Annotated in this window: 12 protein-coding genes; 5 read left to right on the top strand and 7 right to left on the bottom strand. The window is 39.2% G+C overall.

Annotation, left to right across the window (positions count from 1 at the left end; genetic code table 11):
• Nucleotides 1–73 precede the first annotated feature (73 nt).
• Nucleotides 74–1168: a DUF4837 family protein gene (locus Q0954_RS17035; protein ID WP_299458702.1), complete on the bottom strand. Its 1095-nt coding sequence runs from the start codon at nt 1166–1168 to the stop codon at nt 74–76.
• 418 nt (nt 1169–1586) lie between these two features.
• Here Q0954_RS17035 and Q0954_RS17030 point away from each other — a divergent pair, with 418 nt between their 5' ends.
• A complete protein-coding gene (locus Q0954_RS17030) occupies nt 1587–2435 on the top strand; it encodes an alpha/beta hydrolase (protein ID WP_299458701.1) in 849 nt (282 codons plus the stop codon).
• A 63-nt stretch (nt 2436–2498) separates the two neighbouring features.
• Here Q0954_RS17030 and Q0954_RS17025 read toward each other — a convergent pair whose 3' ends face one another.
• The 4 genes from Q0954_RS17025 to Q0954_RS17010 form a co-directional block, all read right to left on the bottom strand.
• Complete coding sequence (locus tag Q0954_RS17025; protein WP_299458700.1) at nt 2499–4328, bottom strand: LysM peptidoglycan-binding domain-containing protein; 1830 nt, start codon at nt 4326–4328, stop codon at nt 2499–2501.
• A gap of 100 nt (nt 4329–4428) precedes the next feature.
• Complete coding sequence (gene gatA / locus Q0954_RS17020) at nt 4429–5850, bottom strand: Asp-tRNA(Asn)/Glu-tRNA(Gln) amidotransferase subunit GatA (protein WP_299458699.1); 1422 nt, start codon at nt 5848–5850, stop codon at nt 4429–4431.
• Nucleotides 5851–5863: 13 nt separating this feature from the next.
• Nucleotides 5864–6109 carry a twin-arginine translocase TatA/TatE family subunit gene (locus Q0954_RS17015; RefSeq protein WP_299458698.1) on the bottom strand — a complete coding sequence of 82 codons (246 nt, stop codon included), beginning with the start codon at nt 6107–6109 and terminating at the stop codon, nt 5864–5866.
• Between the two features lie 313 nt (nt 6110–6422).
• Nucleotides 6423–8777 carry a hypothetical protein gene (locus Q0954_RS17010; RefSeq protein WP_299458697.1) on the bottom strand — a complete coding sequence of 785 codons (2355 nt, stop codon included), beginning with the start codon at nt 8775–8777 and terminating at the stop codon, nt 6423–6425.
• Nucleotides 8778–9305: 528 nt separating this feature from the next.
• Here Q0954_RS17010 and Q0954_RS17005 point away from each other — a divergent pair.
• The 3 genes from Q0954_RS17005 (at nt 9306) to Q0954_RS16995 (ending at nt 12173) form a co-directional block, all read left to right on the top strand.
• The gene (locus Q0954_RS17005) at nt 9306–9812 is read left to right on the top strand and encodes a histidine phosphatase family protein (RefSeq protein WP_299458696.1); all 507 of its coding nucleotides are present in this window, start codon (nt 9306–9308) and stop codon (nt 9810–9812) included.
• Nucleotides 9813–10307: 495 nt separating this feature from the next.
• Nucleotides 10308–10742: a GNAT family N-acetyltransferase gene (locus Q0954_RS17000; RefSeq protein WP_299458695.1), complete on the top strand. Its 435-nt coding sequence runs from the start codon at nt 10308–10310 to the stop codon at nt 10740–10742.
• A gap of 120 nt (nt 10743–10862) precedes the next feature.
• On the top strand, nt 10863–12173 hold the full coding sequence (locus Q0954_RS16995) for an ATP-binding protein (protein WP_299458694.1): 1311 nt from the start codon (nt 10863–10865) through the stop codon (nt 12171–12173).
• 101 nt (nt 12174–12274) lie between these two features.
• Here Q0954_RS16995 and Q0954_RS16990 read toward each other — a convergent pair whose 3' ends face one another.
• Nucleotides 12275–12958 (bottom strand): hypothetical protein, encoded by a 684-nt coding sequence (locus tag Q0954_RS16990; RefSeq protein WP_299458693.1) that lies wholly within the window; start codon nt 12956–12958, stop codon nt 12275–12277.
• 199 nt (nt 12959–13157) lie between these two features.
• Complete coding sequence (locus Q0954_RS16985) at nt 13158–13874, bottom strand: hypothetical protein (protein WP_299458692.1); 717 nt, start codon at nt 13872–13874, stop codon at nt 13158–13160.
• Nucleotides 13875–14174: 300 nt separating this feature from the next.
• Between Q0954_RS16985 and Q0954_RS16980 the strand changes: the two genes are divergently transcribed.
• Entirely contained in the window at nt 14175–15125 is a 951-nt protein-coding gene (locus Q0954_RS16980) for a hypothetical protein (protein WP_299458691.1), read from the top strand.
• Nucleotides 15126–15231: the final 106 nt, after the last annotated feature.

The following is a 15231-nucleotide window of genomic DNA, read 5'->3' as shown; positions in this document are numbered from 1 at the left end:
AATGAGAACTACAAACAATCAGTTTCTGTAGTTCTCATTTTTAGGGTAGGTGGGACTAATTATTGTACTTTAATTACTTTATCCTTTCAAAAGTTCTGAGGATTGCCTCAGTTTGAAAAATAGCCTCTTTCTTTTTCATACCAGGAGCATAGATAAAACCCTCAAGATAAAAAACTTTTTTTTGTGCTTCATCTACAAAGGCATAGCTAATAAAAGCTCCTCCTCTTGTACCATTTTTCAGTTTCCAAAAACCTCGGTATTCTACAGCAAACTTTTTATCTTTTATAATACGCTTAGTAATCAATGCTGGCTCAAAACGGGTTTCTGTTACCACGTAAGATTCTGTAAGTGTGGGATCATTGGTGTACTTTTTACCCAAGCTATCGCGCCAGGCAATAATTTTTTGCTCATCAAACACTTTAGTAGAAGTATAAGGGCGTGACGCCATCAGCAGATTAATGTCTGCCTTTCTGAGGGCTGCATCGCCTGGCTTACGCAACCATACAAAGTTTTCAGCTTTTTTTGCCAGTTTAAAACCGGCTGGAATACGTACTTTTACCTTCATAATATCTTTTACATAATTGCTCAACTTATATTGTTCAGCAATGTTGTACAGGTCTTTGGTTAACCTTTTTTGTTCCATATCATGAAAATAATTCAATAGTTGATCTTTATTTTTGGTCATGTTCTCAATCAACTGTGTATCATTGTTGCCAAACAAGTACATTACCCGTTGCCCTTTGGCAAACACATCTTTGCGACGCATCATAAATTTTTTAGGGTCTTTTTTAATCAGATCAATTGACTTTTGGGTAAAATACCCCTTCAGATACCGCCCCTCCAAACTAGTGTTGTCAAGTGAAGCAAGTATCACTATATTATGGTGCCGTTTCATAAAGCTCTTAAACTTTGATGGGGGAATTTTCATCAGCTTAAACCAGCTTTCGGGTTGGGGCAATGCTGGAATATACCTGGCAAACACATTGCGTAATGCCTTGCCCAAAGGCTCATCCCATTTCTTGGGGTCCATCACTACTACAATCTCTCCTACACCACCTTTGCTATCTACTACAAACTGACTGTTATCCTTAGAGGTTTGGTCGCCGCCAATGCAAGCACTCAGTCCAATCAATATTGTTGCTAATGCGTAAGCATATAATTTAGTCATTTTTCTCAAGGTTATGCTTTTTATGTTTTTAATTTTAATACAAGTTGCGGGTTACAAGCAACAAGCGGCAAGTTCCTATTTTTGAATTCCTAAAAAACATAAACACTTGGCTTGTAGGATTTTCTGTTTTATAATTCGCAACTTAAGGTAATTTTAATACAAAACAGTTCATCACAGTGGAGGAATGATAACAAAGTAAAAGATTATTTAGCAATAAGTTTCTTTTAAGTACCAAAAAAAGCCGAATTTGTGATGACAATTTAAAATTAACTAAATTTTTAGTTATAACTAAAAAAAGAAACGATTTATTCTCTAATAACCCCGTTTTTGTTAAAAAAAGCCTAAAGAACAAGTGCCTTGGCTGATAAAAACCTGACCTGTTTATTTATCTTTACTAACATTATGAATCACTATTTTTATGACATTACACACACTTACAAACACCACCATACAAACCAGCCAAGGTCTGGTAGAGTACAGCACCATTGGTGCAGGAACTCCTGTGTTGTTTCTACATGGGGGGCACGCCAACAGCCTCGACCAAATAGCTCACAAGGGGTTTGACCTCCATTACTATCAATTAATCACCCCTTCGCGCCCTGGCTATGGAAAAACTCCCCTTGAGGGTAATGAGTCACCAAAACAAGCCGCTCGCTTGTTTGTTGCCTTACTCGATGCCCTTGACATTTCTCAAGTCATTGTGTATGGTGTTTCGGCGGGAGGTTGGACAGCACTTGCACTGGCTGCCGAACACCCCAAGAAGGTACAAAAGCTAGTACTGGCCTCAGCCGTAAGTACCAAATGGCTGGCAAAAGGCAGCAAAATATACAAAACAGCTCGTCTCATGTTCCACCCCAAACGCCAGCGACTCACTTGGCGCATGGTGCGTTTTTTCTTTGCACTGATGCCTGGCTTGATGACCAAAAGCTTTTTCAAACAGTTTTCGGCTAAAAAGGGAGTTAAAATTAATCCGAAAGAAAGGCAAGAACTCGGAAACGTATTCAAACACTACGGCTCTGGGCAAGGGTTTCTGAACGATATTGAGCAAAACATAGACAGTGCTTTATTAAAACAAATCACCTCCCCTACCCTTATTATACATAGCAAAAATGACTTAAGTGTGGCACCTGCCCACGCTCAACACGCCCACCAATTAATAGAAGGTTCAAAACTACATTTGCTTGACAACGACTGGGGGCATATGCTATGGATAGGCAATGATTACGCTGATACACTAAAGCTAATATTTGACTTTATAGAAAATTAAAAACAACAACCCCCCTGCAAGTAAGCCTTACAGGGGGGGTAAACTCAATTTCTTTGCGTTAACTTATCTTGAACTTACTTTCAGTTTTTGACCTGGCACCAATACACTTCGGTTGTTCAGGTTATTTAACTTCTTTAACTGATAAATAGTCAAACCATTGCGACGAGCAATCGTCCAAAGCGTATCACCACGTACTACTCGGTGAAAGCGAATATTTTGCAACATTTTTCTTTTTTTGCTTTTGGCTGTTCGACGAGGCAATGTTTTACCAATACTGGTTTTGCGTTCTTTGGCGCGTGCAGCATTGCGTACGTCTTTAGGCGTTTGGGCTACCAATTGTTGGTATTCACCTTGTTTAAATTTTATCTTATTGGCATAAAAAGTAGTCGCAGCAGTTAGCGGTGCTGTTTTTACCGCTTTCTTCGCTACTTTCTTTTCTATTTGCTTAGTAGTGCTATGATCGGTGTTTACAGCCACTGATTTTGACCGTTTCACTTTAGTCGTTTTTTCTATATCGGCAGTTGTCGCAAATACCGGAGTTTTGGCACTTCCTGGCTTATTTACAGCAGTTTTAGCTACAGTGGTTTTAACTGTTTTCTTTTTTACTACTGCTTTTTTCTTTTTACTTTCTTTTGCTGTCATTTCGTGCACAGCTGCTATAAAGTTTTGTCCCAGTTTAGAGCTCCGACGACGAGGGGGCTTGCTGTAAATTACCAGTTTTTGATTTGGATACACCATATTAGAGCGTAAACGGTTCCAAACTCTCAAATAGGCTACTGTAGTACCATAACGTAGGGCAATCAACGCCAAAGACTCTCCTCTTCTTACTCGATGGTATCTTTTGCTACCTCCATATTGGTTGCGTCCGGCGGTGTACCCTAGCCCACGGCGAGAATAACCCCGTGATGATGATACAATTCTACCTCTGAATCTTTCTACCATTTCGCGCTTATAGGCAGGGTAACGCAAGGGGTAATTTCTTTTATAATTAGGAATCGCATTCTTTTTCAAGTGGGCGTTCAAAATTTGCATTACTCCCAAAGGCACATCTATTTGTTTGGCAAACTGCTGAATGTTTACAAAATTACTTACCATAATAGTGTCTGAGGGAATAGGAGGCACTGGGCGTTTTGCGTAAATGTTGTGCTTGTCAGCGTAATTCATCACATAGGTTACCCCAATAAAAGCAGGTACATATCCACGGGTTTCGCGGGGCAAATACCGATAAATTTTCCAGAAGTTGTTTTTACCCCCGGCTTTTTTTACTGCCCAATCTACTCTGCCTGGTCCACAGTTATAAGCTGCCAAGGCCAACTGCCAATCGCCGTGGTAGTTGTACAAAAACTTAAGGTAGCGACAAGCTGCGTCGGTAGCCTTATAAATATCGTAACGTTCGTCTATATACCAATCTTGTTTCAAGCCATACTCGCGCCCGGTACTAGGGATAAACTGCCACAGTCCGGCAGCTGCAGCCCACGACACTGCTCTAGGTCTAAGTGCAGACTCTACAATAGGTAAATACTTGAGCTCTACTGGCATGTTGTGACGCTTGAGAGCTTCTTCGAAAATAGGGAAATAAAAGGTGCTTTTTTCGAGCAGTTTTTGGGTAGTAACACGGTTCTTAATGAGGTAGAACTTTACCCAACGCATAATTTCTTTGCTATAAGTAAGCTTAATAGATGTATTCAAGCAAACCAAACGGTCTTTGATCACATCTACATGCAACTGGGGTACATAGTTAGGCGGGAAATGAGGAACAGTGTCCACAACCTTTACTTTTTCGGCTTCTTTAGTGACTTTAGTGGTGTCTGTTTTTGCCGAAGCATTAAAAACCAATAAGCCCGTAAAACATAAGCTGAGAAGAAACCTTGTGGTTTTTTTTCGTAAACACATAGTTTTTGTGAAATTGAGTTTAAATATCGTTTGAAGATTTTTGTGTCTTGGTATACACACGTTTTCTGTAGTTTACGCCTGTAAACATAAATATAAATTGCTAACTTTCTAACAAATACTGAGAAAAAGACAACAAGTCATCTTCTTGATATGTAGCCGCCATCACCTGCAAACCAATAGGCAAACCGTTGGTTGCCCTGCCGTTGGGTATAGATATAGCAGGAACTCCTACTACATTTGCCTGTACAGTAAACAGGTCTTCCAAGTACATTTCTACCAGGTTGTCGTTATGTGCGCCTATTTCAAAAGCTGTATTGGGTGTAGTAGGCAATACAATAAAATCATATTGCTCAAACAACTTATCTGTAGCATCTTTGATAAGTCGCCTCACCTTTTGTGCCTGTGTGTAATAAGCATCATAATAACTGGCACTTAACACATAAGTACCCAATAGGATACGTCTTTTTACTTCTGCCCCAAAACCTTCGGTGCGAGTTTGTGTATACATTTGCTGTAAATCTTCAGCACTGGTACTTCGAAAACCATACCGAACCCCATCGTAACGTGATAAGTTAGAGCTGGCTTCTGCAGTTGTTAGTATATAATAAGTAGGCAGAATGTAATCTAATAATGGGAAATCAACCGATTCTACAGTATGTCCTTCGGTTTTTAGAAAATCTAACGTGGCTTGGGTTGCCTGTTTTACCTCTGGGTGCAAGCCCTCACTCTCAAGTGTTTCTTTGAGATAAGCCACTTTTGCCTTTCGGTCAAACGACAAAGCTTTGGAATATTCAGGTACCGATTTTTTTGACACAGTAGTATCAAACTCATCTGCTCCTGCCATTACCTCCAGCACCAATGCCACATCTGCTATGTTTTTTCCAAAAATACCAATACAATCAAACGAAGAGGCATAAGCAGCCAGCCCATAGCGTGAAATACGCCCATAACTGGGTTTAAGCCCTACTACCCCACAAAAAGCCGCAGGTTGGCGCACCGAGCCTCCCGTGTCAGAACCCAAAGATACCAAACACATGTCGGCTTGTACTGCCACTGCCGAGCCTCCCGAAGAGCCTCCAGGCACATGCGCAGGGTTAGTTGCATTACGCACTACGCCAAAAGCAGAGTTTTCGTTAGATGATCCCATCGCAAATTCATCACAATTTTGCCTGCCGATGATAATGACATCCTCGTTGAGCAAACGTTGCACGGCAGTGGCGGTAAATTGAGACTCAAATCCATCGAGAATCTTACTAGAGCATTGTAAAGGGTGATTTTGATAACAAAGCACATCTTTGATCCCTATTACCATTCCAGCGAGTTTGCCCGCTCGGTTTTCGGCAATTTTCTGATCTACAACCTGGGCTTGTTGCCGTGCTTCGTTGCTGTAGGTTTCCAAAAAAGCATTTAAATCTACTTTTTTGTCAATGTTTTCTAAATAGTGTTCAACCAGTTGGGAGCATGTAAGAGAGCCACCCTGCAATTCCTGCTGGATGGCTTTCAAAGAACTATATTCTTTCAATTTTGATAAAGGCTTACTTTACAGGAGTTTTTGTATTGTTGCGTGCCGAAGCTTTCTTTTCTTCTTCGATGTTTACACTTTCTTCCAAATTGTCTCTTACTTCTTTGGTGGCATCTTTAAACTCGCGAATGCCTTTGCCTAAACCTCTTGCCAATTCAGGGATTTTTTTTGCACCAAAAAGTAAAAGGATCGCCAACATAATAAAAATTAGTTCTGGGCCTCCCAGGTTGAAAAAAGCAAAAATGTTTATTAATTCCATAAATATTCTTGGTTTAAATGGTAATGCTAATTTGAGAAAAACAAACCCTTGTACTTTAGTGATTTTTTGGGTTCGTTCTTATTACACCTGCTAGTTATCTTTTGTTTGGTTTAAAAAGAAATATTTCAGGTAAATATTGTGGCAAATATACAAATAAATTGTGAGCTTATATATAAATAAAGCAAGACTAAGGATAAACGCTGAATGATTGCCCTTATGACAAATGCTATTGATCTCATTCTGCTTATCTTATGACCAAGGAACACTGTAGTTGATAGAAAATGTTTTTTTGAGAAAAAACAGTAAAAAAAGGTTAACCTTTCTCCAACAACCCCCTTATAATCTCACTAAAACTCTTCGCCCAACTATTTTTTGGGGCATTTTCAAGGCTTTGACGCACCTGGGTTTCCAAGTCGGTCTGGCTGATTTTTTCTTTAAGTTTAGGGTAAATTTTTTCCAGTCTTTCGGCAACCATTTGCTCAATGTCGAGCTGCTGAAGCAATTCATCACGAATGCGGCTTCTGAGCGTTACCTGTAAATCTTGGTCGGCAGTTGCCTGCAAATAAGGTTCGTCAGGTACTACTTTACCATTGTCATACTTAGATACTTCAGTATCCAGCCAATGAATAAAAGTAGGCGTATCCATAGCATTGAGTTCAATACGGTACTCTTTGAGCCAGTCTTCCCAACGGGTCATCATTTGTCCTTCAAACTTATATGGTTTGGGCACATCGGTTTTGGTATCAAAGTCTAATACATATTGGGCAGGTGTTTTTTTCGACGATCGCTCTAGCATTTCAACCTCCAGCTGCATTGCCAACCCTTGCCAAGGCTCTAGCCCCAGGTTAATTATTTTTACCTTACGTTTGGGTCGGGCTTTGGTAGCTCCCTGCAATGCCTGATAAATCAGTGTACCCGAAATGTCGGCATCGTGGATGCAGAAAAATAATAATTCTTCTTCGGTTTCGGCAAGCAAATCTATCACATCTCTTGCCGCACGGCTGGCAAACCCCTTGGAGGTAAGCAAGGCACAATCGTGTTTTTCACAAAAACCAGCATCTTTTAAAATCTCAAAAAAACCTTCTTTCTCTGAATATAGTATTTTGTTGAAATTAAACACTGGACGATGATAACGCTCCACACTTTTAGTACCCAACCTTATTTCTTCGTGGGTATGTGGATGTAGCAAAGTACCTCGCTCATCGCGATAAACGCCAGGCAAATCTTTTCCCGTATCGAACTCATAGTCGGTTATAATGGTGTTAAAATTTTGATACTTTAGCTCACGCCCAGTAGCTTCCATCACAAAAGGGCGTAACACATAGTAGAGCTGACGCAAAGAGTAACGGTATTGCCCTTGCCCCGACGCTTTGTCGATGGCAGTCGTTAGGTTTTGTAATACAACTTTCTTTTGAGAAGGTGGCTTGGCTTTTTGACTGGCTGGTGTGTCTTCTTTATCGTGAGCTACTAGTTTGCGTCTGAGCTGGTGGACAGTCTTTTCGATGGTTTGCACGATGGCTTCTTCTAATACTGAAAGGTCGGGTTCTTTGCCATTAGACACTATAGGCATATAAGGGGTGATGATGTTGAGCCATATTTCAGGGGAAGCCTTTAAACGATGATTGTCTATGTTGCTATTAAGCCCACAACCGTATACAGTAAGCCGACGGGAATTGAAGATAACGTCTACATCTCCAATAATAGGGGTACGATTGACAAAAAACTGCGTTTTATCACTGTTTTCGTTCAAGCGGGCATAGGCTTCTATCACCACCGGAATTTGAGCATGGTGTTTGCCGCGGGTGGTTTTTAGGGTAAATTCACTCGTTTTTTTTACATAGCCTATAAAACCTTCTATTGCTCCTACTTCTCCCAGCTTTTTTGCTGGTATATACTTACTGTTGTCACACAATATCCCCAGCAATTGCTCGCTTTCGTCGCGACTTAGTTTGGCAATAATTAAATCATCTAATCGATTGATCATTGCTTTTGCCTTGCTTTTGGCAATACCCTCAAAGTAAGGAATAAATTGACTAATGGTAACCTGTGCGGGGGTAGAGAGGCATAAATTATAAAAACTATCGGAGTCGTACCAATGTGGGCAGGTTTTGCCTGTATAGTGAGCACCTTGATTGATAGCTAGGGCAAGTTCTGCCCATTCTAGAGTATCGTAATAAAAATAATCGTGTGGAATGCTTACTTGTATTTCGGTACCCTCATCGGCAAACTCACCTATCTTTTTGGGCAATGTAGTACCATCGTCTTGTGGAATCAATTGTAACACCCGCCCATTAGTAGCAACTGTAAGCGTACCCTCCAAACAAAATACAGTGGCAGTAACCACTCGCAACCCATTACCCAAGGCTCCCCGGCTTGGCAAACGAAAGCGCTTGGAACTTGTAAGGGGCCGTTTGACAGAAAAAAACTCCGCAATTTCTTCATCTGAGGCGTCAAAACCTTTACCCAAATTTTTTACTACAAAGGTGCCTGGCTTGTCTTCTTCGGGATGAAACACGCGTACTTGTGTATCTACATCCAAGGCATTATCGGTGAGTTCTTTGGCGATGAGGCGAGGTAACAGGTGTTTAGACACTCCCGCCTGTTGGGGTAAAGTATTGATGTTAGTAAAAAGTTGCCAGTCGGGTTGGGTAAAGAGTAAATCGTCCATGCGTTAAAAAAGTAGATTGACTTTTTGTTCAAAGTTACACAAGTCAACGCATAAAAAAAACCACCCGATATCTCCCATTGGATGGTTTTAAAAATTAGACTATAAAATTTAGCACTCAATAAAAATTCTTTGTATAAATGAGGTTTTATAAAGAAAGCCGGGAATCGACTATGAGAATGGATTTAATATAAAACACCTGCATTAACAACTTTATATAATTCAAAATACACCTTTATTATTTTTAATGAAAGGCTTTTATTTCTAAACACCTTTTTGTTAATTTTTTGACAGTATAAAAACAAAATATTAATAAAAAATATATTTGTATTTCACTGATTTACTTTTAGTTACACTTTAATAACTTTGAATTATGCAATTCACATTTACATGTACGATGTTTTTTTTCAAAGGTTATGAAATCATAAAGAAAGTTGCAAAAATACATTCTGTTGAAAGAATAGTTATATTTACGAAAAAACTTCACTTAAGGAATATTAAAAGAATTGTACTTAATAAAGATATGACCGTATGAAAACACTGACATTGCTAAGGCATGCCAAGTCAAGCTGGAAAGATTTGTCACTTTCAGACTTTGAACGTCCTCTCAACAAAAGAGGGAAAAGAGATGCACCTTTTATGGCACAAAAATTTAAAGAAAAAGGGGCAATGCCTCATCTTATACTATCAAGCCCATCGGTAAGAACCCGCTTGACAGTGGCTGCATTTGTAGAAGTGCTACCTGAAACTGCCGTTGAATTTGATCAGCGCATTTATGAAGCACATGCCCAAACGCTGCTCCGTCTGATCCGACAGCAGTCTGATAAAGTAACTTCACTGGTATTGGTGGGGCACAATCCAGGGTTGACAGATTTAACCAACTACTTTGCGCCTGGCCCCATAGACAATGTGCCTACTACAGGGATAGTGCAGTTTAATTTTGTGGCTACACAATGGAAACAAATCACAGCTAAAGAAGCTTCATTGGTGTATTTTGAATATCCTAAATTGTATTTTCCTAAAGAAGAAACTAAATAGGGTTTAGTTCAGGAAAAATAAATATTAATTTTGTCTATGATGCTTCATTCATTTATTTTTGTTTAAGAACTTGTTTAATGTTTATGCTTTGAGAGCAAAAATTTAATTTTTGATTTTCAGGCGAGGCGTGTAAGGCGGAGTTTAGCAGCGCTAAATGAGCATTTACACAACGAAGCATGTATTTTGAATCATTTGGAGAACCGCAGCCCTTTAGGGCAAGCTCAGCGAAGCTAAACCTTAAACAAGTTCTAAGTATACATAGCTAAGGAATGGTACCAAAATAAATTTACATTCTTAATCTCATCTTTTGAGGCTATACTTTGTTAAAAAATAGCCGAATAGCGCTGCTATTAGCCAATTTTTTGCCGCGTCTAGCAACAAAATATTTTAGCGTTACTATAGAAATTTATTTTTACACCATTCCTAAGTTTACCAAAAGGTATATGACCTGAGATAAAAAGATAAACTAATATATTACTACACTTTAGAGACACCATGATCATTCGAAAAGCCACTATTACTGATATACCTTGGGCTAATGCCCGATATGACGAACTGGGTTTTGTAAACTCTGATTTCAACAACGAATTTATAGCCATTGCACAACAGTCTGATGAAAAAATAGGCATCGGCAGATTGGTTAATATATCGGATGGCATACAAGAACTTGGGGGAATGTATGTGGCAGATAGTCACCGAAAGCAAGGGGTTGCCCGCAAAATAGTCGATTTTCTATTGGAACAACGTTCTCCATCACACACCATATATTGTTTGGCTTTCAAACATTTAACTGCGTTTTATAAAAGCTGCGGATTTGTTGATGTAAAGTATCCTGAAAAAACACCAACAGAAGTAACTACCAAAATAGATTGGTGCCAGAGTCAGTATCCACACGGAAACACTTTATTGGTAATTAACGAAAAAGAGTGAAGCTCGTTGATGACTGTATGACGTTTATAAACAATAAGTTATCAATTTTGCCTGTTTAATATTTGTATGCACTCACACAAAAACATAGGGAGGCATACTATCTACTAAGAATCTCTTCATATGAATAAGCAATATAACCCGCTTTTGGAAAAGCAACTTAAAGACTTTTTGAAAGGCAAAGCAATGCCTAAGGGTCTGGAAAAGCTTTTTGCCTCCATTAGTGATTCTTATGATAACTTTGAAAAAGAGCGCACGGCTATTAAACATGAGATGCAACGAAACTCGAAAGAGTTAACAGAAGCAAATCAACAAATAAAGCTTGAAGCCGAACGATACAAAGCAGCTGAAGCACTTGCCCGAAAAAATGAACAAATTTTACGCTCTATCAATGAGCATATTAATGAGGCTATTTTCCGAAGCACCCCACACAAAGGAGTAGTTTACATCAATCAGGCATTTGCTGAGCTTTTTGCGTACAAACAAGCTAAAGAAGTAATCAGTTTGCCAATTAGCGCACTTTTTGTCGAACAAAGTACAATTGATACATTGAATGAAAAGTTAGCGTCCAATGGTTTTTTCAAAAATGAAGAGGCTTTATTCAAGAAAAAAGATGGAACAATGTTTTGGGGGTTGGTGAGTTGTATTTTGTCACGCAACAGCGAGGGGGAAGTATTTTATGATGGAGCAATTGTAGATATTGACGTGCAAAAACGAACTCAAAACCGTTTAATGGCCATCAATGAAGAACTCAAAAAAACCAATGCAGAGTTAGACCGTTTCGTTTATAGTGCCTCGCATGACTTACGGGCACCACTTAAATCGCTGCTAGGTTTGTTGCAACTTGCCGAATATGAACCTCCACAGAACATACAAGAGTACCTCAACAAAATGCGTAATAGTGTGCTCAAACTTGATTATTTTATTGAAGAAATCATTGATTATTCAATGAATGCCCGCATGGAAACCAATGTGGAGCAAATTGATTTTAATGAGTTGATACAAACGGTATTGGAAAAACTACAATATTTGCCAGCTGCCTCCAAAATAGAAAAAAAACTGGCCATCAATGGCAGGCATATTTTTTATTCTGACCGTAGTCGTTGTTTGATCTTGTTGAACAATTTATTGTCAAACGCCATTAGTTACCATAACCCTCACCAAGCCAACCCTTTAATTTTGATTAAAGTAGACCAACAACCTCAACAAGCCATTATTACTATCCAAGACAATGGCAAAGGCATAGATCAAGACCATCTCAACAATATTTTTAAGATGTTTTATCGTGCCAGTGCTCACTCTAATGGAGCAGGGTTAGGCTTATATATTGTCAAAGAAATATTACAAAAACTTAATGGTAGCATAGACGTAAAATCATCGGTAAATCAAGGCTCTGCTTTTACCTTAAAAATACCCAATACTCCTCCTGGTTGAACCAAGGACAAAACCAGGTTACAAATACCAACACATGCAAAAGACTTGTATTTTGGCATTTGTAACCAAAACCCAAGCAGCCCATTAACTGCCTGTTTTGCTTATTCAGTAATGGGGCGTAACTGTAAAAGTTCGGGGTTGTTAGAAGCACGGCTAATCCTGTCTGGTCCACCATCGGTTTGTACCCAACCTTCATAGATAAATGTTTCGGTTCTTTCGTTTACAAAACCTGCTTCAGGAGCCTCTTGACGGAAGTATTTCCAGTTTTGCTCTCTAATTTGCACATATTTGCAATACCAACCATCTGTACCAAAATTCCTTATTTCTAACTGGCTTAAGTTGTCCCATTGTATGCCGTCAGCTACCGGAAACACATACACAAAGTAATCTATAGCATTCATTTCGCGGTCGTCCTTATCAAGGTTGTTCATATTAAAACGTACCGTATAGCTATTGTAATAGGCTGTACACTCTACCCGATCATCTGTTTTGGCGTGTTTGCGTCCGCCAGTTTTTGACTTTAAGATTACCTTTTTTTCTCCCAACGTAGGCGTGCCCCCCCCTACCGGAAGAGCTCTTAACGCCCTTTTATTCAAATATGCCTCATCAATTTTCGCAAGCGCCTTATTCAGTTCAGCCTGGGTAGGTTCTTTAGCAAAACTTAAATGTGCTATCGGCGATACTTCTATGAGCTTTTGATTGTTTTGAGGGTTTATTTCATTGGCAGGTTGTTGCTGGCATCCCCATAACAATGTCATAGAGATTACAAATACATATAGCTTCATTTGTTTGCACATAATTTTAGTTTGTTTTGGGTTATTTAACTTTAGGGCAAAAATACAGCTTTTTTCTTGGCATATATCCCCCTATGATGTTAAATTATTGTATGTATGGTTGCTTAACCACGACCTCAACAAACAAAACTATGTAACATACACGAATGCATCTAAAACGTGTCAGTCCCGGCTGATATTAAAGACTGCTTCACTTTTTTTGCTGCACTTTTTTCACAATATATTCTAAATTATCTAAATCTTTTTTATGCCTCAGGTAAGTATCTAAACGCTTATCACCCATATTCTGAACATAGTATTCAGGCAGGTATTTCTTAAAATTGAGCAGTACAAAAGTATCTACAATGCGCTCTTTTAACCCATGAGAGACTTTATGCTTTCGGATAATGGAATGCTCTATCCCTATATGGATAATTTCGTGAATAATGGTGTTTGCCGGATTTTTGTATTGTTTGAATTTTCCATCACGAGTAGCAAAAATAATAATAGATCCTTGATCAGGGTCATAGCTTCCCCCTGAACCATAAAGCGTAAGCGTGACTTGGTAGGTATCAAACATTTTAAACTTCCAGCGTTTGGGGGCATTTTTACTTAGCTGTTTGATCAAACGATTAAGCAAGGCTTCATTTTGTTTAATCAATTGATACCCTTTTTGATAATCAGCTTTTTGGTACACTTTATCTGTTACAAACTTTTTTAAGGCAACATAATCTTCATCAGACAACTGTTGAGCCCTGGCTTTCTTCTTCAATGCTTCTATTAAACTACCTTTAGGCAGGCTTAGTTGGTACTTATGCTGCTCAAAGAAGGTTATATCACGAATGGTTCGCCATATATAATCTGTTTCTTGTGCGGCGGTGGGTATAATCACCTTAAGCCTGTTTTGCGCCAATACTGAAAACTGCATACACGTTAGCCCGACGATTAGGCAGATTGTTTTAGTTCTTATGCTCATTAGTAAAGTTGCCTGTTTTATTTAAATATTCTTAAGTATTGCATCCTATACACGATGTTAAAACATTGGTTGTGTTAACTATGCTACGACTCTTTCAAGTAGTCTCATTGCCAGTAGCTTTGTGAAGGTTTCCCTTATTCAAGAAAAGAAAAATACCTCAAGCCACAAAAGAAACAGGTTATGTTTTGTCCCAAACACTATGTGATGTAAATTAGAGTATGTTTAAAGCTTTTTATATAAACCATACAATCCATGAAAATACTACATATACTCAATGGTGAGGGTACTGCCCATCACTTTACTTTGCCAGGTAACCGCCTTGTCTGGAACGAAGCGCTTGCCTGTGGTCCTACCACTTATGAGGTAGCCACTCCTGAGTTTTATACTATTCGCCAAGAGTTCTTCACACAACAGTATAATCATTTACCCTTGCGTGAGCCCATACCTACAGATAGTTATCAGAAGCTGGTAATACAAGAACTCAATCAACTAAAAGCGGCTTCTGATTATCAGGAAATTACTCTTTGGTTTGAGTTTGACTGGTTTTGCCAAGTAAACTTGATGGCTGTTTTGAGTTGGCTTTATCAACAACAACTTGGGTTAGATCGCATTTATTTGGTATGCATTGATGCCCACCCTGCTGTAGAAGATTTCAGGGGATTGGGGCAGCTTGCACCTGAACATTTTGCACCTTTGTTTGCCCAAAGAAAAAAACTGAGTGAAGCAAATATTGCATTTGCCGATAAGGTATGGGCGGCTTATTGCGGACAAGACCTGCTTGCCTTGGTTGACTTGATTCAACACCACACTCCGGCAGGTTTTCCTTACCTAAAAACTGCTTTTGGTTACTTTCAGCAACTTTTCCCTGACCAGCAAAGCGGGCTTAACCTTATAGAACGACAAATGCTGGAAATGATCCAACCCCACTCTTTGCCAAACAAACATCGGTGGGTAGGACGCATGCTTCGCGAAAGTACTCCTCACTTGGGTTTTGGCGATTTGCAATACTATGATTCTATGCAACGAATGGGGGCGCTTTGGCAAGAAAATGAACAGTTACAATTGACAGACTTGGGCAAACAAGTGGTTAATCGACAACAAAATTTTTTAACTGTTCAGCCTCAGTCATTTGCCTTGGGTGGAGTAAAAAATACTGATTACCGCTGGCACAGCACCAAGGGCAAGCTGGTAGCAAACGAGTAAACACTTTTTAGCCAAAAGGTAGTAGCCTAATCGAGTAGGGTAAAGTAGGAAATCATTCTACCCTACTTTATCCCTCTCACACCACCGGACATACGGTTCGCGTATC

Source organism: uncultured Microscilla sp. (assembly GCF_947493425.1).
GTDB lineage: Bacteria > Bacteroidota > Bacteroidia > Cytophagales > Microscillaceae > Microscilla.
This window is presented reverse-complemented; position numbering and strand designations above follow the sequence as displayed.

Coding starts and splice junctions, on each gene's coding strand:
- Q0954_RS17035 (WP_299458702.1), bottom strand. CDS start 1,168: ATGACTAAATTATATGCTTACGCATTAGCAACAATATTGATTGGACTG.
- Q0954_RS17030 (WP_299458701.1), top strand. CDS start 1,587: ATGACATTACACACACTTACAAACACCACCATACAAACCAGCCAAGGT.
- Q0954_RS17025 (WP_299458700.1), bottom strand. CDS start 4,328: ATGTGTTTACGAAAAAAAACCACAAGGTTTCTTCTCAGCTTATGTTTT.
- Q0954_RS17015 (WP_299458698.1), bottom strand. CDS start 6,109: ATGGAATTAATAAACATTTTTGCTTTTTTCAACCTGGGAGGCCCAGAA.
- Q0954_RS17010 (WP_299458697.1), bottom strand. CDS start 8,777: ATGGACGATTTACTCTTTACCCAACCCGACTGGCAACTTTTTACTAAC.
- Q0954_RS17005 (WP_299458696.1), top strand. CDS start 9,306: ATGAAAACACTGACATTGCTAAGGCATGCCAAGTCAAGCTGGAAAGAT.
- Q0954_RS17000 (WP_299458695.1), top strand. CDS start 10,308: ATGATCATTCGAAAAGCCACTATTACTGATATACCTTGGGCTAATGCC.
- Q0954_RS16995 (WP_299458694.1), top strand. CDS start 10,863: ATGAATAAGCAATATAACCCGCTTTTGGAAAAGCAACTTAAAGACTTT.
- Q0954_RS16990 (WP_299458693.1), bottom strand. CDS start 12,958: ATGAAGCTATATGTATTTGTAATCTCTATGACATTGTTATGGGGATGC.
- Q0954_RS16985 (WP_299458692.1), bottom strand. CDS start 13,874: ATGCAGTTTTCAGTATTGGCGCAAAACAGGCTTAAGGTGATTATACCC.
- Q0954_RS16980 (WP_299458691.1), top strand. CDS start 14,175: ATGAAAATACTACATATACTCAATGGTGAGGGTACTGCCCATCACTTT.